Source organism: Eubacterium ramulus, assembly GCF_003122485.1.
In the GTDB taxonomy this organism is placed as follows: Bacteria; Bacillota; Clostridia; order Lachnospirales; family Lachnospiraceae; genus Eubacterium_I; species Eubacterium_I ramulus_A.
In genome coordinates this window covers 35,342-61,721 of record NZ_JRFU01000061.1, presented here as the reverse complement: position 1 = coordinate 61,721, position 26,380 = coordinate 35,342, and the positions used below count along the sequence as shown (strand labels likewise).

General features: G+C 41.3%; 22 protein-coding genes. All 22 read left to right on the top strand.

Translation table 11 applies throughout. The features are described 5' to 3' along the window. Positions 1 to 189: 189 nt before the first annotated feature. Entirely contained in the window at positions 190 to 546 is a 357-nt protein-coding gene (locus LG34_RS05835; RefSeq protein WP_109215246.1) for a hypothetical protein, read from the top strand. Beyond that, complete coding sequence (locus tag LG34_RS05830) at positions 533 to 958, top strand: hypothetical protein (protein ID WP_242979814.1); 426 nt, start codon at positions 533 to 535, stop codon at positions 956 to 958. Before LG34_RS05835 ends, LG34_RS05830 begins: the two co-directional genes overlap by 14 nt. Before the next feature lie 316 nt (positions 959 to 1,274). Continuing rightward, complete coding sequence (locus tag LG34_RS05825) at positions 1,275 to 1,646, top strand: phage head-tail connector protein (protein ID WP_109215245.1); 372 nt, start codon at positions 1,275 to 1,277, stop codon at positions 1,644 to 1,646. Further along, entirely contained in the window at positions 1,636 to 2,511 is an 876-nt protein-coding gene (locus tag LG34_RS05820; RefSeq protein WP_181369305.1) for a DUF7211 domain-containing protein, read from the top strand. Before LG34_RS05825 ends, LG34_RS05820 begins: the two co-directional genes overlap by 11 nt. 6 nt (positions 2,512 to 2,517) lie before the next feature. Further along, a complete protein-coding gene (locus LG34_RS05815; RefSeq protein WP_109215243.1) occupies positions 2,518 to 4,281 on the top strand; it encodes a terminase TerL endonuclease subunit in 1,764 nt (587 codons plus the stop codon). A gap of 110 nt (positions 4,282 to 4,391) precedes the next feature. Next, positions 4,392 to 4,886: a DUF2829 domain-containing protein gene (locus LG34_RS05810; protein WP_109215242.1), complete on the top strand. Its 495-nt coding sequence runs from the start codon at positions 4,392 to 4,394 to the stop codon at positions 4,884 to 4,886. Positions 4,887 to 4,902: 16 nt separating this feature from the next. Beyond that, positions 4,903 to 6,153, top strand: coding sequence for a phage portal protein (locus LG34_RS05805; RefSeq protein WP_109215241.1), 1,251 nt, complete (start codon positions 4,903 to 4,905; stop codon positions 6,151 to 6,153). Continuing rightward, positions 6,146 to 7,954, top strand: a complete 1,809-nt coding sequence (locus LG34_RS05800; RefSeq protein WP_109215240.1) for an HK97 family phage prohead protease — start codon at positions 6,146 to 6,148, stop codon at positions 7,952 to 7,954. Before LG34_RS05805 ends, LG34_RS05800 begins: the two co-directional genes overlap by 8 nt. Positions 7,955 to 7,986: 32 nt before the next feature. Continuing rightward, on the top strand, positions 7,987 to 8,274 hold the full coding sequence (locus LG34_RS05795) for a hypothetical protein (protein WP_109215239.1): 288 nt from the start codon (positions 7,987 to 7,989) through the stop codon (positions 8,272 to 8,274). A 20-nt stretch (positions 8,275 to 8,294) separates the two neighbouring features. Next, positions 8,295 to 8,615 (top strand): DUF7253 family protein, encoded by a 321-nt coding sequence (locus LG34_RS05790; RefSeq protein ID WP_109215238.1) that lies wholly within the window; start codon positions 8,295 to 8,297, stop codon positions 8,613 to 8,615. Continuing rightward, positions 8,608 to 8,913, top strand: coding sequence for a hypothetical protein (locus LG34_RS05785; RefSeq protein WP_109215237.1), 306 nt, complete (start codon positions 8,608 to 8,610; stop codon positions 8,911 to 8,913). The genes LG34_RS05790 and LG34_RS05785 overlap by 8 nt, the downstream gene beginning before the upstream one ends. Positions 8,914 to 8,926: 13 nt before the next feature. Then, complete coding sequence (locus LG34_RS05780) at positions 8,927 to 9,592, top strand: hypothetical protein (protein ID WP_109215236.1); 666 nt, start codon at positions 8,927 to 8,929, stop codon at positions 9,590 to 9,592. Positions 9,593 to 9,663: 71 nt separating this feature from the next. Further along, positions 9,664 to 10,092, top strand: coding sequence for a hypothetical protein (locus LG34_RS05775; RefSeq protein ID WP_242979813.1), 429 nt, complete (start codon positions 9,664 to 9,666; stop codon positions 10,090 to 10,092). A 21-nt stretch (positions 10,093 to 10,113) separates the two neighbouring features. Continuing rightward, positions 10,114 to 10,674, top strand: a complete 561-nt coding sequence (locus LG34_RS05770) for a hypothetical protein (RefSeq protein WP_109215235.1) — start codon at positions 10,114 to 10,116, stop codon at positions 10,672 to 10,674. A gap of 3 nt (positions 10,675 to 10,677) precedes the next feature. Then, entirely contained in the window at positions 10,678 to 11,055 is a 378-nt protein-coding gene (locus tag LG34_RS05765; protein WP_109215234.1) for an HK97 gp10 family phage protein, read from the top strand. Continuing rightward, on the top strand, positions 11,052 to 17,915 hold the full coding sequence (locus LG34_RS05760) for a tape measure protein (protein ID WP_109215233.1): 6,864 nt from the start codon (positions 11,052 to 11,054) through the stop codon (positions 17,913 to 17,915). The genes LG34_RS05765 and LG34_RS05760 overlap by 4 nt, the downstream gene beginning before the upstream one ends. Positions 17,916 to 17,917: 2 nt before the next feature. Continuing rightward, positions 17,918 to 20,461: a fibronectin type III domain-containing protein gene (locus LG34_RS05755; protein WP_109215232.1), complete on the top strand. Its 2,544-nt coding sequence runs from the start codon at positions 17,918 to 17,920 to the stop codon at positions 20,459 to 20,461. A 2-nt stretch (positions 20,462 to 20,463) separates the two neighbouring features. Beyond that, positions 20,464 to 21,522, top strand: a complete 1,059-nt coding sequence (locus LG34_RS05750; RefSeq protein WP_109215231.1) for a hypothetical protein — start codon at positions 20,464 to 20,466, stop codon at positions 21,520 to 21,522. 6 nt (positions 21,523 to 21,528) lie between these two features. Then, positions 21,529 to 23,337, top strand: a complete 1,809-nt coding sequence (locus LG34_RS05745; RefSeq protein WP_109215230.1) for a hypothetical protein — start codon at positions 21,529 to 21,531, stop codon at positions 23,335 to 23,337. Next, positions 23,327 to 24,424 (top strand): hypothetical protein, encoded by a 1,098-nt coding sequence (locus tag LG34_RS05740; RefSeq protein WP_109215229.1) that lies wholly within the window; start codon positions 23,327 to 23,329, stop codon positions 24,422 to 24,424. The genes LG34_RS05745 and LG34_RS05740 overlap by 11 nt, the downstream gene beginning before the upstream one ends. Before the next feature lie 2 nt (positions 24,425 to 24,426). Beyond that, positions 24,427 to 26,163, top strand: coding sequence for a hypothetical protein (locus tag LG34_RS05735; protein WP_109215228.1), 1,737 nt, complete (start codon positions 24,427 to 24,429; stop codon positions 26,161 to 26,163). Between the two features lie 16 nt (positions 26,164 to 26,179). Further along, on the top strand, positions 26,180 to 26,377 hold the full coding sequence (locus LG34_RS05730; protein WP_109215227.1) for a hypothetical protein: 198 nt from the start codon (positions 26,180 to 26,182) through the stop codon (positions 26,375 to 26,377). Positions 26,378 to 26,380 lie beyond the last annotated feature (3 nt).

Here is a 26,380-nt window from a genome sequence, read left to right as displayed (position 1 = left end):
AGTACAAAAAGAATATTTCCTCCTATTCCTCCATTTTTCGTAGTCCAAAAGAAGTATCTTCTCCTTTCGATTTGTGTATAAGTACCTGTGTTTACCGATTTTGTGACAAGACATTTTTTGCTATGTACTGTATAACTCTCGTAAATGCTATCTAAAGGCGCGTATAAGTAAGTAAAGGAGAAATGAAACATGGCGAAAAGAGTAGTAAAACCATTAGAAGCCAGAGAAATGCCCCCTGCCATGACGCCAGAAGCTAGAGAGAATCAAATGATATCTTTGGCAGTCGATGCAGCAGAGCAGCAGCTTCGCGATGGAACAGCGCCAACTCCAATTATTTGCCATTATTTAAAATTGGCAACAAAACGCGAAAAATTGGAGCGTGAGCGTCTGGAAGAAGAGAATAAATTGCTAAGAGCAAAAACTGAAGCGTTACAGCAGAATGGTAGAACTGAGGAAGCTATCAACAATGCTATCAATGCATTTAAACGATACAGCGGTCATGGCGATGAAGTAGAAGACGACGGTGATCAGTATGATGATTATTAAAACATATTCAGAGATGATCGCACTTACCACGTACGAAGAACGATTCAGATATTTGAAACTTGGAGGGACAGTTGGTGAAGAAACGTTCGGATGTCATCGCTATCTGAATCAAATCTTTTACAAATCGCCCGAGTGGCAAAGAGTTAGAGATATTGTGATCATCAGAGATTCCGGATGTGATCTTGGATGCCCTGATCGAGAAATCCGTGGACAGAAAGTATTGATCCATCACATCGAACCAATTACTCTGGCTGATATTCAGAATCGAAGTGAAAAACTTCTTGACCCAGAAAATTTAATTACAGTTACTAAGCGTACTCATGATGCTATACATTATGGGGATGAAAGTATACTCATGGCAACTATGCCAATTGAAAGGACTCCAAACGACACTTGTCCTTGGAGAAGATAACAGCTGATTTCCAAAAGAATGCAATAAACAATGCAGAATAAATGGATAAATAATGTTGCAGTAAATTTAGAATCACATACGTACTACAGTTCTTTTGTTCTAAGAACTTCGCACATTGCATTTGCGGATTTTTCTGCATCCACATTGGCAGTTACGGCTTTAACTTTAGCCATAAACATGATTAAAACATCTAGCATTGTATTCACCATCCTTTCTTAAAAATAGTATGTGCTGGCATGGAGCTCTTATCTCTGTGCCGTCACAAGCACATTATATAGCAATTAAATGAAAAGTCAACCTTATGAGGTATGAATTTATGAATGAAAGCATTTTAGAAACCGTCGCCAAAGCTGTCGGAATCGGAGAAAGCTATGATCACTTCAATGACGAATTGATAATGCACATTAATACCGTTCTTATGGGATTACGCCAGATCGGTGTCGGACCGTCTGAACCATTTCTGATTACAGACAGTACAGCTACATGGTCAAATTTCCTTGGCGATGATAAGAATTACGAAGCTGTTAAAACTTATGTGTGTCTCAGAGTTCGAATACTGTTTGACCCGCCAACAAGCTCCACTCTTGCGGATGCGATGAAAAATCAGATTGCTGAATGGGAGTGGCGGCTTAATCTGGAATATGAATGTAATAAACAGAAAGAGGGTGAAACAAACAGTGGCGAATGAATTATACCATCATGGCGTCCTCGGCATGAAATGGGGTGTCCGCCGATATCAGAATAAAGATGGAAGTCTTACTTATGCTGGAAAGAAACGTGCTCTGAAGACCCAGTACGGCTACGATGAGTTTACAAAAGATACCAAGAATAAAAAGTATTATAAGTCTGATGGTTCTATGACACTAAAAGGGCGAAAGAAAGCTCTTAAGTATAAAGAGAAGTACAGTCATATCACTGGTGGTAAACAGCTACGGAAATTTTCTGACAATCCGTCAAATCAGAGTAAAAAAGCATCCGGATCAAAATCGATGACGAATATGTCTAACGAAGAGATCGCTGCAAAAATTGAACGCTTACGGCTGGAACAAAAGTTAGCATCACTTATGCCAGATACAAGAAGTAAAGGTCAGAAATACATTGCCAGCATTGGTGAAATGTTGCTAGATGGTGCTAAAGAAAAAGGTACGAAACTACTTTTGGAGTATGGCGAAAAACAGATTAAAGACAAACTTGGTCTCAGTGACAAGAAAGACAGTTATTCTGAACGATTAAAAAAGATGGCTCAGGATTATACAAATCGAAAAATAATCGATGAAAATCAGAAACATTTCAAAGAAGGCCCTTACGCTGAAAGAAAGAGTAAGAAATCTGATGCAGGGTCAACTCAGAAAAACTCAGGCACAAGCCAAAATAAATCTGACGACAGTCCGTGGTCTGGAACTGTAGAAGGATCTGGAAAGAGCACATACAATCCTGATCGCGATAGAGATGCACCATATTACGAAGCAAATTATCGTGACATTGATCCGGGCACAGTGAGTAGAGGAGCAAGCTATGTTTCTCAGCTCCTATTAGAAGACAAAAAGAGGTAATTGCATATGGCACTTTCGAATACTGCCACACCGAGGTATTATGGCAAGTTTCGAGATGCCGTAATAAGAGGCGAAATACCGGTTTGCGAAGAAATCTCCATGGAGATGAACCGTATTGATGCACTCATAGCAAATCCAGGTGTATGGTACGATGACCAAGCGGTTGAAGGATTCGTTGAGTATAGCGAGAATGAATGTACACTTACTGATGGCGAAGATCTTCATATGCTAGATTCATTTAAACTTTGGGCTGAGGAGATTTTTGGCTGGTATTACTATGTAGAACGTAGCGTATATCAACCAGATCCGGATGGGCATGGTGGTCATTATGTGAAGAAAACCATCCGAAAACGACTGATCACAAAGCAGTATCTGATTGTTGCTCGAGGCGCATCTAAGTCAATGTATGAGTCATTGATTCAGAGTTACTTCTTAAATATAGACACATCTACAACACATCAAGTAACAACCGCCCCAACAATGGCGCAGGCTGACGAGGTAATGTCGCCTATCAGAACCGCCATCACGAGAGCAAAAGGTCCGTTCTTCCAGTTTCTCACACAAGGGTCACTTAGAAACACTACCGGTTCTATTGCTGACAGAGTCATGTTAGCAAGCACTAAGAAAGGCATCCAGAATTTCATCACAGGCTCATTGCTTGAAGTACGACCCATGTCGATTGACAAGCTTCAGGGTCTCCGAGTTAAATGCGCTACTGTTGATGAGTGGCTGTCTGGCGATGTTCGTGAGGATGTTGTCGGCGCATTGGAACAGGGAGCTCGTAAAGAACAGAGTGGCGGACAGAATGATGACTATCTGATCATCGCTGTTAGCTCGGAAGGTACCGTCCGAAATGGACCGGGCGATACAATCAAAATGGAATTGATGAGCATACTCAAAAGCGAGTACAATGCTCCGCACACTTCCATTTTCTGGTACAAGCTGGATTCTATCGATGAGGTCAATGACCCACGGATGTGGATGAAAGCAAATCCAAACATTGGAATTACGGTAAGTTACGAAACGTACCAGCTTGACGTTGAACGTGCAGAAAAGAACCCCGCGGTAAGAAACGATATTCTGGCAAAACGATTTGGTATTCCAATGGAGGGATACACATATTACTTCACATACGAAGAGACGCTATGTCACCGACACAGAGAATTCTGGCAAATGCCGTGTGCACTTGGCGCCGATCTTTCTCAAGGTGATGACTTCTGTTCGTTCACTTTCTTATTCCCATTAGCCAATGGATCATTTGGTGTTAAAACCCGAAATTATATTACAGAAAGAACAATGCAAAAACTGCCTACTGCTCTGCGAATCAAGTACGACGAATTCTTACAGGAAGGTAGTTTAGTTGTTATGCCTGGAACTGTATTAGATATGATGCAAGTGTATGACGACTTGGACCAGCACATTGAAGAATGTCAGTATGATGTTTCGTGTTTCGGATATGATCCGTACAATGCGAAAGAATTTGTGGAAAGATGGGGCAGAGAAAACGGAGAGTATGGTGTAGTGAAAGTAATTCAGGGGGCTAAGACAGAATCAGTACCGCTAGGAGAATTGAAGAAATTATCCGAAGACAGAATGCTTCTGTTCGATGAGGCTCTTATGACATTTACCATGGGTAACTGCATTACAATCGAAGACACCAATGGTAATCGTAAATTACTGAAAAACCGCTATGATGCAAAAATCGATTCCGTGGCCGCTATGATGGATGCATATGTAGCATATAAGATTAACAGGGAGATGTTTGATTAAATGAATTTACGTTTAGTTAGACCGGCAACAAATTTATAAGGTGAAAACCGCAAGAGGTGACGGCGAGTAGCCTTCTGTTGTTGGTATATAAGAAAGGAGAAAAACAGCACATGAGATTTGACGAAGCATTTAAAGCAATGAAACAGGGAGCCAAAGTAAAACTCCCGTCATGGGGTGGTTATTGGTTCTGGTCCAAAGAGAAGCAGACCATTATTATTCACACAAAAGACGGTGAAGAGCTGGATATCAGAGAGACACAAATTCCAGATTATACGTTTGAAAATATCTGCTCTGATGAGTGGGTGCTGGCAGATGGTGAGAATTGCCCGGAACTGGGAGGAGAAGCTACATTTTCATTTGGAGAAGCAATTAAATATCTGAAACGTGGAATGAAAGTGGCACGTAAAGGTTGGAACGGAAAAGAACAGTATATCCAACTTGCAACTGGAATTTCATATAAAACTGCGGAAGGAAATGCAGTAAATTGTGAACATGATGCTATCGGAAACAAAGCTATTGCTTTTGTCGGAACTTCTGGTGTTCAGATGGGATGGTTAGCATCACAGGCAGACATGTTGGCAGATGATTGGAAGTTTGTTGAATAGGAAGTAGGAATTCAAAATGGAATTAAATATTGGAAACAGGCTGAAACATGCCTGGAATGCGTTTCTTAACCGGGACCCGACATACTCTTACGGAGTGTCAGGCTCCGGTTATTCTTTTCGTCCAGATAAAGCTAGATTAAGTAGAGGTAATGAGAAGTCAATCATCACATCAATCTTCAATCGAATTTCATTAGACGTAGCACAGATTGATATCAAACACTGCGAAATTGATAGTAATGGAAGTTTTGTGAAAGAAAAAGATTCCCGATTAAATTCGTGTTTAACATTGGAAGCGAATTGTGATCAGACTCCAAGATCATTTATTCAGGATATTGTCCTTTCGATGCTAGATGAGGGCGTAGTTGCAATTGTTCCAGTAGACACATATGGTGACGATCCTTTAATCAGTGATTCATTTGATGTTGCCTCCATGAGAACTGGCAAAATTCTGGAATGGAAACCCAAGCATGTTTACGTTCAATTATACAACGATACTACTGGCGAAAAAGAAGAGAGATGGTTCCCTAAGCGAATGATCGGTATTGTTGAGAATCCTCTGTATGAAGTAATTAATGAACCGAACTCGACAGTGCAGCGACTGAAAAGAAAGTTGGCTTTATTAGATGTGACAGATGAACAAACGGCATCGAATAAGTTAAATTTGATTATTCAGTTACCCTATACTACACGTTCGGAATCTAAAAGAAAACTTGCAGAGGAACGAAGAGAAGCTTTAGAAGAACAGCTATCTAACTCCAAGTATGGAGTTGCGTATGCCGACGGAACAGAAAAAATTATTCAGCTCAATCGCTCGGTTGAGAACAATCTTCTTAAACAGGTCGAATATTGGACAAACCTTGTGTACAGCCAGCTTGGTATAACACAGGAGGTTATGGATGGCACAGCAGATGAAAAGACAATGCTGAACTATATGAACCGAACTATTGAACCAATTGTATCGGCAATTGTTGACGAAATGAAACGAAAATTCCTGACAAAAACTGCTCGAACACAGGGGCAGACAATCATGTACTTTCAGGATCCATTTAAATTGGTTCCTATTAGTAATATTGCTGAGATTGCGGACAAATTCACCCGTAACTGTATCATGACCTCTAATGAATTGAGACAGGTAATCGGTATGAAGCCGTCAGCAGATCCAATGGCAGATCAACTTGTAAATAATAACATTAGTCAGCCGGCAGACCAAAATCGGTCATCGCCAGAAGACTATGAATACGAAGAGGGTGAAAATCAAAATGGTTAGTAAAAAAGATTACGACTGTTGTGGTTGGGCCACCAAAGCGAATGTTAAATGCTCTGACGGAAGAACAATTATGCCAGATGCGTTTAAAGACAATGATGGCCAGATTGTCCCATTAGTTTGGAATCACGACCACACCAGCGTGGATGCTGTACTTGGTCACGCTCTGCTTGAAAATAAAGGCAATGGTGTATTTACGTTTGTTAAATTCAATGACACCGAAACCGGGCAGAACGCGAAAAAATTAGTTGAGCACGGAGACATTACAGCTTTTTCAATCTTTGCAAATCAGCTTAAAGAAGCAGGAAAAAATGTTATGCACGGAAATATTCGTGAGGTAAGTCTAGTGCTGGCTGGCGCGAATCCTGGAGCATCAATTCAGCCTGTACTTTCGCACGGAGAATTTTCCGAAGAAGAAGCTGTCATTTACAGTGGCGAAGAGTTTGAACTTTTCCACTCTGATGAGGCAGAGAAAAAAGAAAAAGGAGACCAGAAAATGGCAGATGAAAACAAAGAAAAAACAATTGCGGACATCCTTGGTACCATGAATCAGGAGCAGCGCGATGCTGTTGACGCAATTGTTGGAATGGCACTGGAAGATGCTGGTGCTGAAAATAATGATGAAGGAGATGATGACGAAATGAAACATAATGTATTCGATAACGATCCAGAAATGGAAGATGGCGGCGTTCTTACACATGCAGATGAGATGGAAATTATGAAACTGGCAAAACAGTCTGGTGTAGGAAGTCTTCGTGCAGCTATGGAAATTTTTGATGAACAGAACAATTCCTTATCCCACAGTATTTTTTCTGAGGAAACAGTTGGCAAATTATTCCCGGAATATGAGCTTCTGAAAAAGGGCGCTCCGGATACCCTTGAGCGTGACCAGACATGGGTTGATTATGTTATCGGTAAGATTCATAAATCACCATTCGCAAGAGTAAGAACAAGATTCGCCGATGCTAGAATCGCTGATCTGAAAGCTAAAGGTTATCAGAGAAAAGGCGATTACAAAAAGAACATGGCTCAGATTACTCTGCTCGGCCGTTCTTTTGATCCGCAGACAATCTATATCAAATCTGATATGCACCGTGACGACCTTCTTGATATCACCGATTTCGACGCAGCAGGATACCAGCTTACTCAGATGCGTCATACAATGAATGAAACGCTTGCGCTGGCGGCACTCATTGGGGACGGACGTGACGAGGGCGATGAAGATAAAATCCACGAAGCACATATCAAATCAATTTACCATGATGATGATCTGTATTGCATTCATCAGGATGTTGATATCGCAGCTGCTAAGAAAGAACTTCAGGGTACAAACACAGGCGCAAACTTCGGTGAGAATTATATTTATGCTGAAGCAATCATCACTGCAGCTCTGTACTCAAGAGAGAAATATAAAGGATCTGGCAGTCTTGATCTGTTCTGTACACCGCATCTGTTGAACGTAATGCTTCTGGCAAGAGATCTCAATGGTCGTAGAATCTATGACTCTAAAACAGATCTGGCAGCAGCTCTGAATGTAAATGCAATTCATACAGTAGAGCAGTTTGATGGCGTAACTCGTCACGATGACACAACTGATAAAGACAAGAAACTTCTTGGTCTGTTCGTAAATCTGTCTGATTATCAGTTTGGGTCTGCCAAAGGTGGGGAAATCACTAAATTCGAAGACTTTGACATCGACTTCAATAAGTACAAATACCTGCTCGAGACAAGACTGTCTGGCGCGTTAACTGTACCGTACTCCGCAATCGCGTTAGAGGAGCCGGTGAGCGCTGTAGCTGCTTAAAAACTAGAAATGACATATAAAGGAGAAAAGACATGATTGAAAAAGTATATCAGAACGCAGATGATGATCGTGTAGCAATCCGTAAAGTGTATGCAAAAACTGATGGTTACGCATATCTCGAGAAAGATTGTAAAACAAAAGTATCTTGTGGTGAGCTGCATGATGCATTCATTAAAGGTTTGCTGGTAGTTGACGCCTCAGGCAATGAGCACAAAACTGTTAGCTGTTCTGTGACTAAGGATGTTGCCACCGTTACATACGTGACTGCTGATTCATCCGCAGCAACAACCGCAAAACTTGCAACAGTGAAATCTAAGTAAGATCCGGAGGAAAATTCAAAATGGCAAGATGGTACGGCAAAGTTGGGTATACGGTTACTAAAGAAGTAGAGCCGGGATTATACGTTGGTGAAGAACAGGATGTCGTCAGAGAATACTTTGGAGATTATTCTGGTTTCGCTTGGCAGAATCAGAACTCCGGAGGGATTAATGATGATTTAGTTATTTCTGGAACCGTCAGCATTGTCGCCGATCAGTACGCCTATCAGAATTGTTCCAATATTGCTTACGTTGAAGTCGAGGGTACGAAGTGGAAAGTCATAAAGATTGAACCACAACGCCCTCGGCTAATTTTATCTCTAGGAGGTGTATACAATGGGTAGCCGATTAGAATTACAAGCTAAACTCGAAGAAGCTTTAGGCAGTAAAAATGTATACTATCAGCCCCCAGAGAGTTTGAAACTGACATACCCCGCCATCATATATAGTATGTCTGGCATGAGCAGAAAACATGCAGATGACCAAGAATATATGAAAAAAAGACGGTATGAAATCACAGTCATTGATAAGAGGCCATTTAACTCAGCGATTGATAAGATATTAAAATTCCCATATTCATATTACGATCGCCCATATAAAGCCGATAATCTCTATCATGACGCAATATCACTATATTTTTAAGGAGGTAAAATAAATGCCTGAAAAACTTGTTTGGGACCAGACTGGCGAACGACGCTATGAAACTGGTGTAAAACAGTGTGCTCTTTATCCTATGACTGCTGGAACATATCCTAAAGGAGTCGCATGGAACGGAATCACAGCTATCACAGAGAGCCCTTCTGGAGCTGAACCAACCGCAATGTATGCTGACGATATTAAATATCTTGACATTCTTTCAGCTGAGACCTACGCGGCAACAATCGAAGCTTATATGTATCCAGATGAGTTCAAGCCATGTAATGGTGAAGCTGAACTTGCCGAGGGTGTTTCCATCGGACAGCAGACAAGACAGAAATTTGGTCTGTGCTACAAAACAACTCTTGGCAATGATACGGATGGTGAGGATTACGGTTATGAGCTCCATCTTGTGTATGGCGGATTAGCAGCCCCGGCCGAAGAGGCACATAACTCTAAGAATGAATCTCCGGAAGGAATGACAATGTCCTGGTCTGTATCCACAACACCAGTTGATGTTGAAGGTAAGAAACCAACAGCTACTGTGACAATTAACTCTGTTAAAGCTGGAGCACAGGTTATGAAAGCACTTGAAGATGTTCTGTATGGTAGTGACAAAGCAGAGGCACGTTTACCATTACCAAATGAGCTTAAAACACTGATCGAGCAGGCAAAAGCTGCTTAAAAATCAAAATGGAGAACCCTGTCTACACGATGGGGTTCTTTTCTTTTTAAGACGAAAGGAGATTAAATACTATGTTAAAGAAAACTATTGAATTTGAGGATTATTACGGAAACCCGAGAAAAGAGGACTTTTATTTTAATCTGTCTGAGGCGGAGATTACAGAAATGTCTGTATCCACACCGGGAGGTTTTGAGGAGATGATCAAACGTATCGTTTCTGCTCAGGATGGCGCGACTATCATGAAAACATTCAAAGACATCATTCTCAAATCTTATGGCGAGAAGTCATTGGACGGAAGACGCTTCATTAAATCCAAAGAGCTTTCCGAAGCATTTTCTCAGACAGAAGCATACAACAAACTGTTTATGGATTTAGTAACTAATGATGTTGCTGCCAGTAAATTCATCAACGGAATCATTCCAAATGGAAAGCAGGTATCAAAAGAAGCAGTACAGCAGATGGCATCTGATCTGCTTCCGAGTGCTTTAGCACAGGCATAAAACAATAGGGGGGAATAGAGAATGTTATCAATTATTGTTCCGGCGTTTGAAGAGGAAGACTGGGACTCTGAAAAAGAGGAATTTGTCTACAGAAAGCTCGGCCATGACTATGAGTTGAAATTGGAGCATTCTCTACTTTCTCTCCACAAATGGGAGCAGCGATGGCACAAACCCTTTTTGTCAACAACTGAAAAGACAGAAGAAGAAGCGATGGATTATATACGTTGCATGGTTGTGAACCAGAAAGTTCCAGAAGAAGTGTATCGCAGACTTACCGAGCAGAACATGGCTCAGATACAGGAATACATTAAAAATCCGATGACTGCAGTTCCATCTGAAAAAGAGAAAGGTCGAGGTCGTAGGCAGATCATTACAGCTGAAAATATTTACAGTTGGATGATATCACTGAACATTCCACCAGAGTATGCAAAGTGGCATCTGGAGAGTTTGTTGACTCTTATCCGAGTTTGCGAGAAAGATAACACTCCACCATCACAGAAGAAACACAGTCAAAGAGAACTTGTTAATAAGTATGCGGCTATTAACGCAGCAAATCGTAAGAAGTTCAACTCGAAAGGATAATCAATGGTTAGTTTTACACAACATGGAGATTTTAAGAAGTTGTCGCGTTACTTTGAAAGACTTAAAGAAACTGTGAAAATCGGCATCTTAGATAAGTATGGGAAAGCTGGCGTAGAAGCACTCTCCTCAGCAACTCCAAAAGATAGCGGTAAAACTGCTGAGTCATGGACTTATGAAATCAAACGTCAAAATGGAGTTGTATCATTAAATTTCTTAAATTCGAACATTAATGAGGGTGTACCTATTGCCATAATTCTTCAGTATGGACATGGCACAGGGACTGGAGGATGGGTAGAAGGAAGAGACTATATCAATCCTGCAGTTCGCCCTATATTTGATAAATTGGCATCTGATGCGTGGAAGGAGATTACTAGCTTATGAGTAAACAAGTCGACGAACGCGTTGTCGAGATGCGGTTTGATAACCAAAATTTCGAAAAAAATGTTGCTACAAGTATGTCTACATTAGACAAGCTTAAGCAAAAATTAAATCTGAAAGGGGCGGGAAAGTCTCTTGAAGAAATTAATAAATCTGCACAGAATGTTTCTTTTCAGAAAATGGCAGATAGCCTCTCTGTATTAGAGAAGCGCTTCTCAACCACAGGCATTGTTGGTATGAGCGTGATTAACAACCTCACAAATTCTGCTATGGGGTTCGTTAAAAAACTTAATAGCTTTGTGATTAGCGGCATCAAAACTGGCGGTATTAACAGGGCTATGAAAATTGAGAATGCTCGTTTTCAGCTGGGTGTCCTTTTAAAAGATTCTGAGAAAGTAGAAGCCGTAATGCAAAATGTTCAGTCTGCTGTAGACGGAACTGCGTACGGAATGGATGCCGCAGCTACTATTGCATCTCAGTTAGCAGCGTCGGGTATGCAAGCTGGCGAGCAGATGCAACACTCATTACAGGCGGTGGCTGGTGTCGCTGCCATGACCAATAGTTCCTATGAGGATATCGGTCGTATCTTTGCTCAGATTTCTGGTCAGGGACGACTTATGGGTAACGACTTGCTGCAGTTATCGGGCAGGGGTATGAACGCTGCGGCTACTCTTGGTGAAGCTCTTGGGAAGACGGAAGCCGAAGTAAGAGACATGGTTTCTAAGGGACAGATTTCTTTCCAGACGTTTTCAGATGCCATGTATGAAGCTTTTGGTGAGGGATCTAAGAAAGCAAACGAATCTCTTACCGGTGCTTTCTCAAATGTCAAATCTGCGCTTGCTAAGATTGGAGCCGATTTTGTATCTCCACTGGTTAAACAGAATGGACCGATCGTAAAATTCTTGAACACAGTTCGAGAGAAGATTAATGATGTACGAAAAATGACTACGCCATTGGCTGAGGCATTAAGCGGTAAAATCGGAACAGTCATTGAGAAATTCGCAGATCTGATATCGAAAATTAACATTTCTGGAATAGCTGACAAGTTCAAAAAACTGTTTGACAATGACAAATTCAAGGTTGCTAAAGATGCCATTGAGCGTGTTACCACTGCGACTGAAGCTGCTAAAAAAGCTACAGAGGATTTTGGAGCTGTAGTTGATAAAGTAATCAACGGAGATTTCGGCAATGCTCCTGAACGCTGGCAGAAACTCACCGATGCAGGTTATGACTGGGCGTATGTTCAGAATCTGGTCAACGAAAAGCTTGGAAGCAGCGTACGACATGCGACAGACTTTGAGGAAGCTCAAAATGGAGTGAATGATGCTCAGGCAGTGACAATTGATCAGCTTTTGAAAATGTCAGATGCACAGCTGGAGAATATTGGCTTCACTCAGGATGAAATTGACGCTTTTAAAGAATTGCAAAAACAGTCTGAGAAAACAGGTATTCCGATAAAAGACCTCATGGAGAACGTGGATCAACTAAGTGCAAAATTCCTCATTCTTGATTCATTCAAAAATATCGGAAGTAACATTGTAAAATTTTTCAAATCTTTAGGTCAGGCGTTTAAGGAGACATTCAAACCAAAAGACAGCGATGGCGTGCTCTACAATATTATTGCTGGATTCCACAAACTCACTGAAAAACTGAAAATGAGTGATGAGACAGCTGATAAACTGAAACGAAGCTTTAAAGGTGTATTTTCAGTGATCAGTATCATTGGTAATGTGATCGGAAGCGCAGTTAAGCATATTGCTAACGGCGTTTCTTCTTTGTTTAAGGCATTTAATCCATCTGGATCAAACAAATCCATTCTCGATCTTACAGCAAGTCTTGGCGATAAACTTTCAGAACTCAAAGAGAAACTTGTTGACGATGGCGGAATTGATAAGGCATTTGATAAGGTTGGGGACGCCGTAAAAACTGCAGCTGATGCGCTTAAGAAATTTGTATCATACATCAAAGATACGAGCCCGATCAAGAAGTTTGGCAATGCACTCAAGAATATCGACATTAAAAACATCGGTAAGAATATCAAAGATTTGCTTGAAAAATTTGCCGAGTTTACAAAACTTGATAAAGTCGCTGATAAACTGAAAAACCTCAAATTTGGTGAAATCGGGAAGAACCTTATAGAAGGGTTCAAGAACGCAATAGAAGAAAATGCTCATGTTGTTCCAGAATTATTCATTAAAATTGGTGAGTCCATCCTTAGCGCAATCAAAGGCGTTTTAGGTATTCATTCTCCATCAACTGAAACATATGAGGTAGGACAGAATACTATTGCGGGTTTGGTAAATGGCATCAGAGACGGCAAGTATAAAGTTACGGACGCGCTGATCGAACTTGCTCAGCATGTTAAGAATTTCTTACAGCAGTTGCCATGGAAGCAAATACTTTCTTTAAGTATTATCGCAGGGCTTACGTATACCGGTAAGAGAATACTGGACGTTCTTGATAAATTTGCGGCGCCGTTTGAAGGCGTTGGAGCCATCTTGAAAAATGCTGGCGGCATTCTCGGAGCAGTTAAGACATTTATCACGGAATTCACAGAATCGGCAAAGAAATTGGCGAAAGCAAAAGCTTTTAATTTGAGGATGGATGGCATTCTTAAATTCATTAAGTCGATTGCAATCGTTGCTGGTTTGGTCATTGCGATTGCTCAGTTTGATCAGAAAAAGATCTGGGCTGGATTTGGCGTTATAGCGGCTGTAGTCGGATTGGTTGTCGGGGCGGCTATCTTGATGGATAAATTTACGTCCGCATCTGCAAAATTTGAAAAAGGCAAAGGCTTTAACATCAAGGGAATGAAGTCCGGTTTGATTGCTATTGGCGTTACAGCGCTGCTTATTGCTTCAGCAATCAAAATGGTGGGAAAGCTAGATCAGGATCAAGCAGAACGTGGGTTTACAGGCTTAGTTTTAATCCTAGGTTCTATACTGGCGGTTACATATGCGGCGAGTCAAGTGTCCCATAACACATCATTGAAGGATATTGCTGTTATCGGAACTTTAATGAAACAGCTTTCTGTGTCGTTATTGCTCATGGCAGTATCTTTGAAATTGATCAGCACGATTGATGATCCGGGAGCAGTCAAGAAAGCCATTTCGTTTGTTGGACTATTTACTGCATTTGTTATAGCGATTGCAAAACTTGGAACCAGTAAGGATGAACGTCATATTGCGCAGCTAGGACGAACTTTGATTGCTATATCTGTATCCATGTTGTTGATGGTCGCTGTGATGAAAGCGGTATCACGATTGGAGCCAGATCAAATCGGTAAGGGTATAACCTTTATGATTGGATTCGCTGGATTTGTGGCGGTGTTGGCATTAGTTACCAGATCTGGTAAAAACGGAACAGCTAAACTTGGCGGTATATTGCTGTCCGTATCAGTGTCGATGTTGCTTATGATAGGCATTATCAAACTGGTCGCAAAATTAGACCCAGCGGATGTCGCTAAGGGTATATCATTCATGCTCATGTTCGTCGTATTTGTTGGATTACTTAAAGTGGCTTCTACGATAGGAAAAGATAAGCAAATAGCAAATATGTCACGAAACTTAATCGGCATGTCTGTTGCTCTTGGAATTCTTGCGGGTATTTGCGTTCTTTTGGGTTATATAGATACTGGCGCCTTGGCAAAAGGCATAGCGGCTGTAGGGTTCTTGTCGCTGTTTATGACGATGATGACTAGAGGAGTTGGTAAGGTAGGCGAGAGCAAACAGATAACTCGGTCGTTAATTGCTATGACAGTTGCTATTGGATTAATGGCGGCTGCGGTTGTTGCTTTATCATTGCTACCGACTGACAAACTCGCAGCGGCGACTGTGGCGTTGGGTAGTATCATAGGAATGATGTCGTTAATGATACTGGCGTCTCAAAAAGTTGGAGCTCAGAAAGGCAATATGTCTGGTTTAGTTACCATGACGGTAATGCTTGGGTTGGTCGGTACTGTAATATATACTTTGGCTCAATTACCATGGCAGCAATCAGTAGGAGCGGCGGCTGGAATCTCGGTTGTAATGCTGTCTCTTGTGGCTTCTATGAATCTCCTCAAAATGGGTGGAAAAGTAGGCGCATCAGCGTTGGCTAGTATTGTGCTTATGGCCGGTGTAATGGCAGCTGTGGCTGGAATCCTGTATTTGCTTAGAGATATGGATGTTCAGTCTGCTATTGGAAACGCAACTGCGCTGTCTACAGTGTTACTTGCAATTTCTGCATCGATATTAATACTGAGCAAAGCAAAAGGTATCAGCCCGAATGCAGTATTGGCAGTTGGTGAGTTTGTACTTATATTGGGTGCAGTAGCGGGTATATTTGCAGTAGTTGGCGGACTTGTAGCATTGATACCGGGCGCTCAGCAATTTCTTGAGAATGGCATTCCGATTCTTACGACAATTGGCGAAGCACTTGGTTCATTCTTTGGCGGTATCGTTAAAGGATTTTCGGTTGAAGCTACATCTGGATTGCCGCAGATCGGACAAAATCTTGCGGACTTTGCAAATAGTTTATCCGACATTAATAATGGTGCATTACAAGGCGCGAAAAATGTTGCTCAAATTATGCTGCTTATAACCGGCGCGGAGTTCTTGGACGGATTTTCTAAGTTCTTGAGCAATGGATTATTTGGTAAACAAGATCCTACTGATTGGGGAAGCAAACTGTCAACATTTGGCAAAGCAGTAAAAGGCTTTTCTGATTCAGTATCTGGTATAGACGAAGGAGCAGTAACAGCAGCAGCTAATTGTGGAAAGGTTCTCGTTGAGCTGGAAAACGCATTGCCTAGAACCGGCGGTGTATTACAGAAACTCATAGGAGAGAAGCTTGATCTCGGCACTTTTGGTGGGAATATCAGAGGATTTGCTTACAATATAGTAGCCTTTTCTAATATCGTAAAAGGTTGCGTGGACGAATCTGCAGTAACAGCCGCAGCAAACTGTGGAAAGGTTTTAGCTAAGTTAAACGACGCACTTCCAAACACAGGCGGAATTCTTCAGAAGCTCACTGGCGAAAAAGACCTTGAAACGTTTGGAAATAGAATCAAAGCTTTCGGATCAGCTATCGTTGATTTCTCTAGTACAGTATCCGGTGATGGAAAAATTGATCCAACAGCAATCGAAGCTGCTAAAAATGCCGGACAGATCATGGCTGAGTTGAACAACAACCTGCCGACATCTGATGGAGCTTTACAGTGGCTTCTCGGTCAAAAAGATTTATCCGAATGGGGTGAAAAGCTTAAATCGTTTGGAAGTTCTATTGTTGCATTTTCACAATCTGTATCTGGCGACAACAAAATTGACACTCAGGCAGTAGAAGCGGTTAAGAATGCGGGAGATCTTCTGGTTGAGCTCAGCAACGCTCTTCCAGAAACTGGTTTATTCGACGACCAGATGTCGCTTAGTGCATTCGGAACAAATCTGACCTCGTTTGGAACGGCAATGTTTAGTTTCTGCGGAACAGTTTCCGGAATAGACACAAGTGGAGTAAGCACAATAGTGTCAGCTGCTAACAGTCTTATAGAGCTTAGTCAAAGCGCCGCAAATGTTAATGATGACGGAATTACCAAAATCAACAACGTAAAACATATTGGAACAGCAATGTCTCAGTATTCGCATGAAGTAAAAGGTATAAAAGTTGAAAAAGTTCAGACATCGGTTTCTGCAGCCAAGACCCTATTGAATATCATTACAAGCCTTGTAGGTGTTGATTATTCTGGAATTGATGGCTTTAACAAGGTGTCGGATATCGGCGGCATTATGTCCGATTACTCAAGTTCTGTATCGGGCGTCACCCCAGATCTTGTTAGCGGTTCCGTATCAGCCGCAAAACAGTTGCTAAACTTCATTAAAAGTACATCTGGAATAGATACGAGCGGTGTTTCATCATTTGCGAGCGCAGTTAATACATTGTCTAAAACTGATTTCAGCGGATTTGCTTCAGCATTTGGAAAACAGTCGTCCACGTTTAGTTCAGTTGGCGGAAAATTGGCGGATGCCCTTGCAAAAGGCTTTAGCGGAAAGAAGAGCACACTTACTTCGACGGCTATTTCAACAATTTCTGCTATGACCAAAGCAATTCGCCAGAATTACTCGACTTTCACGTCAACCGGTAAAGCCCTTATGACCAAATTTGGTAATGGCATGAAGGGGCAGAAAGCTTTTGTAGCTGCGATTGCTGTTGGTGTCGCAAACAAAGCTAAAAACGAAATCCGTGGTAAATATTCTGAGTTTTATTCGGCAGGCTCTTACCTTGTATCTGGATTCGCTAAGGGCATATCTGCCAACACCTATAAGGCCACAGCAAAAGCTCGAGCAATGGCGAAAGCAGCGACCAAAGCGGCTAAAGAACAATTAGATATCAATTCCCCATCAAAAGTGTTTGAGAGACTTGGAAAATTCGTCCCGGCTGGATTAGCCGTCGGCATAGAAAAGATGTCTCATGTTTCTTCCGGCTCTGCCAAAAACATGGCTCAATCAGCAGTAGAAACAGCACGAACTGCCTTGTCGAGAATGACTGATGTTCTATCTAGTGATATGAGTAATGTCCCAACAATCACACCAGTTCTGGATCTGTCAAATGTTCAATCTGGAATGGGAACACTTGGAACAATGCTCAATTCCGCTAACTCAATTGGACTTACAGCAAATCTTAATGCTATCAGTTCAATGAGAGCTGCCCGTCGTCAAAATGGAAATAACGGCGACGTTGTATCTGCTATCAAAAGCCTTGGTAAAGATATTAATAACATGGATAGGAACTCATACAACATTGGAGGAATCACTTATGAACAGGGTTCTGACGTCGCCGAAGCAATTGAAACTCTTGTGAGAGCATCGATAATAGGAGGGAGATCTTAACAATGCCTAGAGTATCAAATATTGGCATAAAGCTTCAATCTGGAACAGATAATACTTATATCGCCACTTGGAGTTTCAATGAAACAACCACGACGACCGTGACGACTAGCGGAATAAAAGCTGGAAGCCTTGTATCCATTAAATCGGGGGCCACTTACTATAATGGCTCCCATATTCCAGATTGGGTTAAAAACCAGAAATGGTATCTTACGCAAGTTAAAGGTGACCGTGCGGTATTAGGTAAAAACCAATCTGGTAATCACAATATTTGTAGCCCAATCAATGTAAAAAATTTAATCGGCGGTGGTAATACATCATCCACTACAACTACATCATATAACAAAACTTTGGATCATTACACTGTAACGTGGCATTACGATTCTGGTGATGGCATATGGTTTAGCGGCGGTTCTTCTGATACTACCGAAAAATATGCAAGCTATAGTGCTCCGTCGAACGCCAATAGAATCAGAGTTACAATTACTCCAGTATCAACCACTCATACTGTCAACAACACAGAAGTTGCATACTGGAACGGTTCTGCAAATTCAAAAGTTTATTCTTTAGCTGGGGCTCCGCCAGCTCAACCGTCCACTCCAAGTGTCAACGTAGAAAAATACACTTTGACTGCCAGCATCGATAATGTTTCGGACGCCAGAACTGATCAGATTAAGTTTGAAGTATACAATGATACAACTTATGTAAGTTCTGGAATAGCAACAGTAAGAGCTTGTAAGGCCTCTTACCAATTTAGCGTTTCAGCTGGAGGTTCATACCGTGTTCGTTGTGTCGCTATAAACATCGATAACAATTCGAAGATATATGGAAAGTATTCAGATTTTTCATCTGCGGTTACAACAATACCGTTACCACCGTCTGGGTTTACAAAATGCGAAGCCACTTCAAAAACGTCTGTTCGTTTGGAATGGAATGCATCAACCGGGGCAAAAACCTACGATATTGAATATTCAACAAAGAAAGAATATTTTGATGGTTCCGATGGAACATCCACAACAACTGGCATAACTACAACACGGTACGAAAAAACTGGTTTGGAATCTGGAAGCGATTATTTTTTCAGAGTAAGAGCGGTTAACAATCAAGGTGAATCTGCATGGTCCGAAATAAAATCTCTTGTACTTGGTACAGATCCAGCAGCGCCAACAACATGGTCATCGACAACAACTGCGGTGACGGGCGAGCCTTTAAATCTTTACTGGGTTCATAATTCAGAAGATGGATCAAGTCAGACATATGCTGAATTGGAACTTACCATAGATGGAGAAACAAAAACATACACCATCAAAAACACCAAAGATGAAGATGAAAAAGATAATACGTCTGTGTACCCAATCGATACTTCTAAGTATACGGAAGGTACAACAATTCTTTGGAGAGTTCGAACCGCTGGTGTCACCAAAAAGTATGGCGACTGGTCGATTCAAAGAACTGTCGATATTTATGCACCGGCCACTTTAGCTTTAACAGTTAAAGATAAAGATGCCGTTGACATCAACATCCTTACAAGCTTTCCATTTTATGTATCAGCTTTGGCTGGTCCTAAAACACAATCACCGATAAGTTATCATGTCAGTGTGAGATCGAATGAAATGTATGAAACATTAGATCAGGTTGGAAACGTCAAAATAGTTAAAAGTGGAGAAGAAGTATATTCTCAATATTTCGATACGTCTGAAGCATTACTGGTTGAATTGTCTGCCCACAACATAGATTTGGAAAATGAGATTAATTACACGTTAACTTGTGTTGTTGCTATGAATTCTGGATTGACAGCTCAGGAATCTGTAGATTTTACAGTTCAATGGTTAGATCAAACTTATGCGCCAGATGCCGAAATCGGAATTGATGAGGATTCTTATTCTGCTTATATACGACCATACTGTGTTGACGAAAAGGGTATCGTAATTGAAGATGCAATTTTATCTGTATATCGCAGAGACTATGACGGCGAATTTGTTGAGATAGGTAGCGAACTCACGAACGGAGCAAACGTATACCTTACAGACCCTCATCCGTCTCTTGACTATGCACGATATAGAATCATTGCGACTTCGAAATCTACCGGAAGTATTAGCTACTATGATCCGCCAGGTTATCCGATTCAATGCAAATCAATCATTCTTCAATGGGATGAGGCTTGGAGTAGTTTCAATACTTCAAATAGTGATGAAATGGTTAATCCTGCTTGGACTGGATCGTTATTAAATCTTCCATATAATATCGATACGTCTGATAATGGGAATGCTGATGTTTCTTTAGTCGAATACATTGGGCGAGCTCACCCTACTGCGTATTATGGAACACAATTGGGCGAAACAGCAACATGGAATACCGATGTGCCAAAAGACGATGAAGAAACAATATACCAATTACGTAGATTAAAATCATGGCTTGGAGATGTATATGTTCGTGAACCATCTGGCAGCGGTTATTGGGCCAGTGTCAAAGTGTCTTTCAGTAGGACTCACTGCGAAGGGAAGATACCAGTGACGCTAGATATAACCCGTGTCGAAGGAGGTGTTTAACAATGCCCGATTGGACAAAACCGATGCAGCAAACTTTTGAATATTATGAGGTTGATCCAGCAACTTGGTATGATAAAAAACCATTCGACAATGTAAAAACCAGTACGATCAAAAGAGATTCAGATGCAGAAACACTTGGTTCAGCAACAATAGATTTCAATGATATGGTTGGTGAATGCTATATCAGGATTTATCTCATAACAATTCAAAATGGAATTCGTGAGAGGTTTCCATTAGGCACATTCTTGATTCAAACACCGTCGTCAACATTTGACGGCAAAAACAAGACAGTGTCAGTCGACGCTTATACTCCTTTGCTAGAGTTGAAAGAGTCTCCGCCACCTTTGGGTTATTCAATCTTGAAAGGTGCGAACATTATGCAAAATGCGAAAATGATATTGAGAGAACATTTGAGGGCCCCGCTCATTGGGACAGATAGTAGCGAAACACTTTACAATGATTTTGTTGCCAATTCCAATGATACGTGGCTCTCTTTTGGTTCTGATTTAATAGCAAATGCCAGGTATAAATTTGATCTTGACGAAATGGGTCGAGTCTTATTCGCCCCTGAGCAAAACATGTTCGCGTTGCAACCAGTATACACATATAACGACGATAACAGTTCGATATTGTACCCGGAAGTTACTATGGAACATGACATTTATGGCATACCGAATGTAATCGAGGTTGTGTATTCACAGAACAATAAATATTTCTATGCCAGATCAGTAAATGACGACACAAATAGCCCTCTTTCAACTGTGAATCGTGGTCGTGAAATAATATCTAGGGTTACAGATCCTGATATAAGCGGGATTCCGTCTCAAGCCATGATTCAAGAATATGCTGATCGATTACTCAAAAACTCATCTACAATCGAATATTCAGTTTCATATACACATGCTTATTGTGGAACCAGAATTGGCGATTGTGTGAGACTGAATTATAGAAGAGCAGGCTTACAGGATGTGAAAGCAAAAATCGTTAGTCAATCGATCAAATGCGAACCTGGTTGCCCAGTTAGTGAAAAAGCAATCTATACAGTTAAATTATGGGGGTGATTATATATGGCGCTATCAAACGATTTGATCGCTGAATTTGTCAAACTTACAAATGGCGAAAAACAGCCTCCAAGTGAAACCACCATGTATGGTACAGCTGTGGAATACAACGGTCAGATATATGTTCGTTTAGATGGGTCGGATAGAATGACCCCTGTAACTTCAACTGTTAGTATAAAACCCGGTGAACGAGTAATGGTGCTTATGAAGAAGCATACCGCTACAGTGACTGGAAATATTTCATCACCATCTGCCAGCGATAGTGATGTAAAAGAAGTTGATAAAAAAGTTCAAAATGTAAGTGATCAAATTTCAGAATTTGAAATAATAATTGCTGACAAAGTAAGCACCGATCAATTGGAAGCTGCAATTGGCAGGATTACAAAACTTGAAACTGATAATGTTACAGTTAATGAAAAACTCACAGCAAACGAAGCGGACATTTCAAACCTGAAAACAAAGGATGCAGAGATAACTGGGCGACTTACTGTAAATGAAGCATGCATCGACGATCTTAACGCGAAAAAATTAGATGTTGAAGTAGCCGATATTAAATACGCTGCGATTGAAAATCTTGAGGCGACAGACGCAACAATTCGGAATCTTAAGAGCGATTATGCCGATTTCAAAGATACCACAACCGAAAAATTGACCGCTCACGATGCGACAATTAATAAATTGGATGTTGACAAGCTTAACGTCACGGATGCAGACATCAAGTATGCAACAATCAAAAATTTAGAAGCCACTGACGCCGATTTGAAAAATCTTATGTCTGATCATGCCGATTTCAAAGAGGCAACCGCTGGCAAATTCACCGCTCAAGACGCAAGTATTAAGAAACTTGATACTGAAAAATTGAGTGTTGATGCAGCAAACATTAAATATGCTAACATTGATTTCACTAACATTGGCAAAGCCGCAATGGAATATTTCTATGCACAATCTGGATTGATTAAGGACGTAACGGTTGGCGATCAGACAATTACTGGTGAACTGGTTGGCGTTACAATTAAGGGAGACCTCATTGAGGGAAACACAATTGTGGCGGACAAATTGGTAATCAAAGGCGACGATGGTCTGTATTATAAACTGAATACGGATGGGGCAACCGTTGAAAAAGAACAGACAGACTATAACAGCTTAAATGGTCAAGTCATCCAAGCAAAGTCCGTTACTGCCGAAAAGATTTCTGTGAATGATTTGGTGGCATTTGATGCGACTATTGCTGGATTTAGTATAACTGATTCAGCATTGTATTCCGGAGCAAAGGCATCGGCGACAAATGGGACACGTGGTATCTATCTTGGAAAAGACGGACAAGTGTCATTCGGCGATGGCCAGAATTACATTATGTATTTCAAAGACACTGATGGTTCTTGGAAACTTGCAATATCTGCAAATAGCATAACATTTAGCTCTGGAAGAAACATCGAAGATGTGATTAGCAGCATGCAAGATCGTATGGATGAAATAGCAGACGAGGTTACCACTTCATTGTATGTTACATCGTCAAAAGGAAACGTTTTCAAGAATACGAATGTATCAACAATATTATCTGTAACAATTATACGCGGCACACAGCGAATTACTGATAGCGAAACATTAGCATTAGTATTTGGCGAGGGTGCTTTTTTACAATGGAGATATCAGTTAAATGATTCTGATGATTATTTAACGCTTGCTCCAGAAGATCAACGGATCGCGGAAGGCGGTTTCAAATTTAAAATCAGTCCAAACGATATAGACACAAAAGGTGTATACGCTTGTGACTTGATCGTAGAAGAAAAGGAGAAAAATCAAAATGGCAATTAGAGCAACCGGTCAGGCAACTATCATTGATGTAACTGACGCTTATAGTATTATATTAACATCAGAGGCTTATACATTTCCTGGCACAACATCTGGTGCATCAGCCGGTCAGAAATGTGCAACGCAGGCAGTCGCATATTGCGGACAGAATCAGTGTCCTGTAGTAGTTGTAGATGCGAAATCTATCATTTGCCCTACTGGCATCACAGCGGCAGTTACCGATAGTGGAACAGCATCGCCGACAATCACATTTACGACAACAGCAGTTATCACCTCGTCCTGTGAGGCAACCATTCCAGTGACTGTCGACGGTATCACAATTAATAAGAAATTTTCTTTTGCAGTAGCAAAGACAGGCGCTACGGGAGCAAAAGGAGAAGCTGGTAGAAGCATTACCGGTGTTACAAACTACTATTTGGCAACATCAGCAGCAACAGGAGTTACAACCGCGACATCTGGTTGGACTACTACAATGCAAACGACAGACACCACTAAGAAATATCTTTGGTGCTATCAGTCCATTACATACTCAAGCGGAAATCCTACCGCAACAACCCCTGTTATTATTGGAACACACGGTGCGACAGGTAATACCGGCGCAACAGGCAAAGGCATTAAATCTGTAACGAATTATTATCTCACAACTTCGGCAGGAACAGGAGTCAAGACAGATACGTCCGGTTGGGCTACAACACCGACAGCAACAACAGTGACAAATAAATATATTTGGTGCTACCAGTTGATCACATATACCGATAATACAACAGAAAAGACAACCCCTGCTATTATTGGTACTCATGGTGCAACGGGAGCGCCAGGAGCCGCCGGAAAGGACGCTATTGTGGTAACAGTCACAGCAAGTAACGGAACAACGTTCAAAAACAATAATGGTTCAACTGTCCTGACCGCGCATGTATTTAAGGGCGGAGTAGAACAGAGTATTACCGATGCTGGCGTTTGCGGTTCTCTAGGATCCATCAAATGGTATAAAGCGGGAAGCAACACAGCAGCAGCAACGTCTAAAACCCTGACAATTTCGGCGGATGATGTTGATAGTGTTGCTGTATACACATGCAATTTGGAGGGGTAATCATGGCAATTAAAGGCTCTGCACAGACAACGTTAATTGATGTGACAGATGCATATTCAGTAATGCTGACAAGCGAAGCCTATACATTCCAAGGTAATTCCGAAGGCGCACCTGCTGGCTCTACATGTTCGACTGATATTGTTGCATATTGTGGTGATGTGCCTTGTAAGATAAGCGTCTCATCTGAAGACATTGTGTGCCCGACAGGTATATCAGCTTCAGTGGCAAATAACAATTCTTTATCTCCAACAATTACGTTCAAAACAACTGCAGTTATTAAAGCGGCATGTGAAGCAACCGTTCCGATATCAGTTGACGGTTTAGTTATCAATAAGAAGTTTTCATTCGCAATAGCCAAGACCGGAGAAAAAGGTGATACTGGAAAAGACGGAAAACAGTTGTTTGCTAAATGTCTAACCGCGTCCGATATAGCGACCAAAACTGCAACCATTACGCCACCTACATCATTTTCTTTATACGTCGGTGCTACGGTTTCTGTAACGTTTAACGAATCAAATACCGCTACAAGCCCAACGCTGAATGTAAACTCCACCGGTGCAAAACCAATTTATGCATTTGGTGTCGCGCTATCAAGAGTATATTATTGGGTAGCAAAGTCGACGGTTCAGTTTGTGTACAACGGTTCTGCATGGGTTATGACCGCTGATTCGGCCATGTCGTTAGCGGCACAATGGGCTTGCGAAAATGATACGGCATATATCGAAGGTAGTAAAATCTATGCCGGTTCTATTGGCACGATTCAATTAGCAGCTAATTCTATTACCGCTGAAAAAATAGATGTGGACGATCTCTTCGCACAAAAAATAACGGCAACGCATTTAACAATCGAAGGCGATAGTGTCTTCAAGGGAACAATCGATGGTGCAGATGGTGTGTTCGCAGGAAGTATGCAAGCGAAAAAAGTATATTTAGGTTCTACTGACCTTACGCATGTATCGAACGGAGATTTGGGATTAACTTCGACCACATTTACATTGGACGGCGAGAATGCCATCATTCAACAATACTATGATGCAGAAGATGGAGGTGCTGGAGGAAGCTATTATGATAAAGCTTATATAGCAACTATAGGCGGCTCACTAGAAGGCGGACCGGCCCATGCTCAATGTGAACTGAGGAGCGAAAGCTACAGAAGAAGTGAAGCGTCAGGAGAACTCCGTCTTGGCACATCATTTATACATGTAGATCCAGATTTAGTTAAAATTTATTCAGATACCAACATTGATATGTCTGCCGAAACAATCGTTCTTAATGGCACAAACTGGGATACTTTCAAAAGCCAACACGGTTACGACTGGTCAACATTCGGCACCGCCAACACTACTGACACTTGGGTTCCAGTAATGAATGGTTCGAAAGTAAATCATCGAGTATTGCCAACAGATGTCGCAGCCACAATTGACGGTGGTTGTTTCCAGAAAAGAAATAAAATTGTTACAGTAAATGGTTGGGGAGTGGGAGCATCGTCCATCATATTTAACCTGCCATCTACATGGCGACCAGTTAAGGGAAACGGTGTATTCAGTGGATTTTGTTATAATATAAGCAATCATGCTTTTTATCCAGTCACCGGTAATTTTGACACAAATGGGGTTCCATCAGTATACGCTATTTCAACATGGAACAGTGCCTATAATAATTATGCTATTTACAATAGCAGCACAGACAGACGTTCCAATTTCCAGTTATATGTAACAGGTTCGTGGTTGGCGAACTAAATGAAAGGAGAAAACAATGATTCAAACACAGGATTTACAGCTTTTATATAACACAATGAAAGACATTGAGACGAAAGGGGAGAGTACAAAGGTGATGGCAGATTGTCTTAGATTTATAGAGAATAAAATCAAAGAATCACAGCAGGAACCGGTAGCACCACCTGTTCCGCCAATGTCAGAACCAGAGCACGTTGAAGCAGAAGTAGTAGAATAGGAG

Excerpts from the sequence above, each read along its gene's own strand:
- LG34_RS05835 (WP_109215246.1), top strand. The coding sequence starts at position 190 with ATGGCGAAAAGAGTAGTAAAACCATTAGAAGCCAGAGAAATGCCCCCT.
- LG34_RS05830 (WP_242979814.1), top strand. The coding sequence starts at position 533 with ATGATGATTATTAAAACATATTCAGAGATGATCGCACTTACCACGTAC.
- LG34_RS05825 (WP_109215245.1), top strand. The coding sequence starts at position 1,275 with ATGAATGAAAGCATTTTAGAAACCGTCGCCAAAGCTGTCGGAATCGGA.
- LG34_RS05815 (WP_109215243.1), top strand. The coding sequence starts at position 2,518 with ATGGCACTTTCGAATACTGCCACACCGAGGTATTATGGCAAGTTTCGA.
- LG34_RS05810 (WP_109215242.1), top strand. The coding sequence starts at position 4,392 with ATGAGATTTGACGAAGCATTTAAAGCAATGAAACAGGGAGCCAAAGTA.
- LG34_RS05805 (WP_109215241.1), top strand. The coding sequence starts at position 4,903 with ATGGAATTAAATATTGGAAACAGGCTGAAACATGCCTGGAATGCGTTT.
- LG34_RS05800 (WP_109215240.1), top strand. The coding sequence starts at position 6,146 with ATGGTTAGTAAAAAAGATTACGACTGTTGTGGTTGGGCCACCAAAGCG.
- LG34_RS05795 (WP_109215239.1), top strand. The coding sequence starts at position 7,987 with ATGATTGAAAAAGTATATCAGAACGCAGATGATGATCGTGTAGCAATC.
- LG34_RS05790 (WP_109215238.1), top strand. The coding sequence starts at position 8,295 with ATGGCAAGATGGTACGGCAAAGTTGGGTATACGGTTACTAAAGAAGTA.
- LG34_RS05785 (WP_109215237.1), top strand. The coding sequence starts at position 8,608 with ATGGGTAGCCGATTAGAATTACAAGCTAAACTCGAAGAAGCTTTAGGC.
- LG34_RS05780 (WP_109215236.1), top strand. The coding sequence starts at position 8,927 with ATGCCTGAAAAACTTGTTTGGGACCAGACTGGCGAACGACGCTATGAA.
- LG34_RS05775 (WP_242979813.1), top strand. The coding sequence starts at position 9,664 with ATGTTAAAGAAAACTATTGAATTTGAGGATTATTACGGAAACCCGAGA.
- LG34_RS05770 (WP_109215235.1), top strand. The coding sequence starts at position 10,114 with ATGTTATCAATTATTGTTCCGGCGTTTGAAGAGGAAGACTGGGACTCT.
- LG34_RS05765 (WP_109215234.1), top strand. The coding sequence starts at position 10,678 with ATGGTTAGTTTTACACAACATGGAGATTTTAAGAAGTTGTCGCGTTAC.
- LG34_RS05760 (WP_109215233.1), top strand. The coding sequence starts at position 11,052 with ATGAGTAAACAAGTCGACGAACGCGTTGTCGAGATGCGGTTTGATAAC.
- LG34_RS05755 (WP_109215232.1), top strand. The coding sequence starts at position 17,918 with ATGCCTAGAGTATCAAATATTGGCATAAAGCTTCAATCTGGAACAGAT.
- LG34_RS05750 (WP_109215231.1), top strand. The coding sequence starts at position 20,464 with ATGCCCGATTGGACAAAACCGATGCAGCAAACTTTTGAATATTATGAG.
- LG34_RS05745 (WP_109215230.1), top strand. The coding sequence starts at position 21,529 with ATGGCGCTATCAAACGATTTGATCGCTGAATTTGTCAAACTTACAAAT.
- LG34_RS05740 (WP_109215229.1), top strand. The coding sequence starts at position 23,327 with ATGGCAATTAGAGCAACCGGTCAGGCAACTATCATTGATGTAACTGAC.
- LG34_RS05735 (WP_109215228.1), top strand. The coding sequence starts at position 24,427 with ATGGCAATTAAAGGCTCTGCACAGACAACGTTAATTGATGTGACAGAT.
- LG34_RS05730 (WP_109215227.1), top strand. The coding sequence starts at position 26,180 with ATGATTCAAACACAGGATTTACAGCTTTTATATAACACAATGAAAGAC.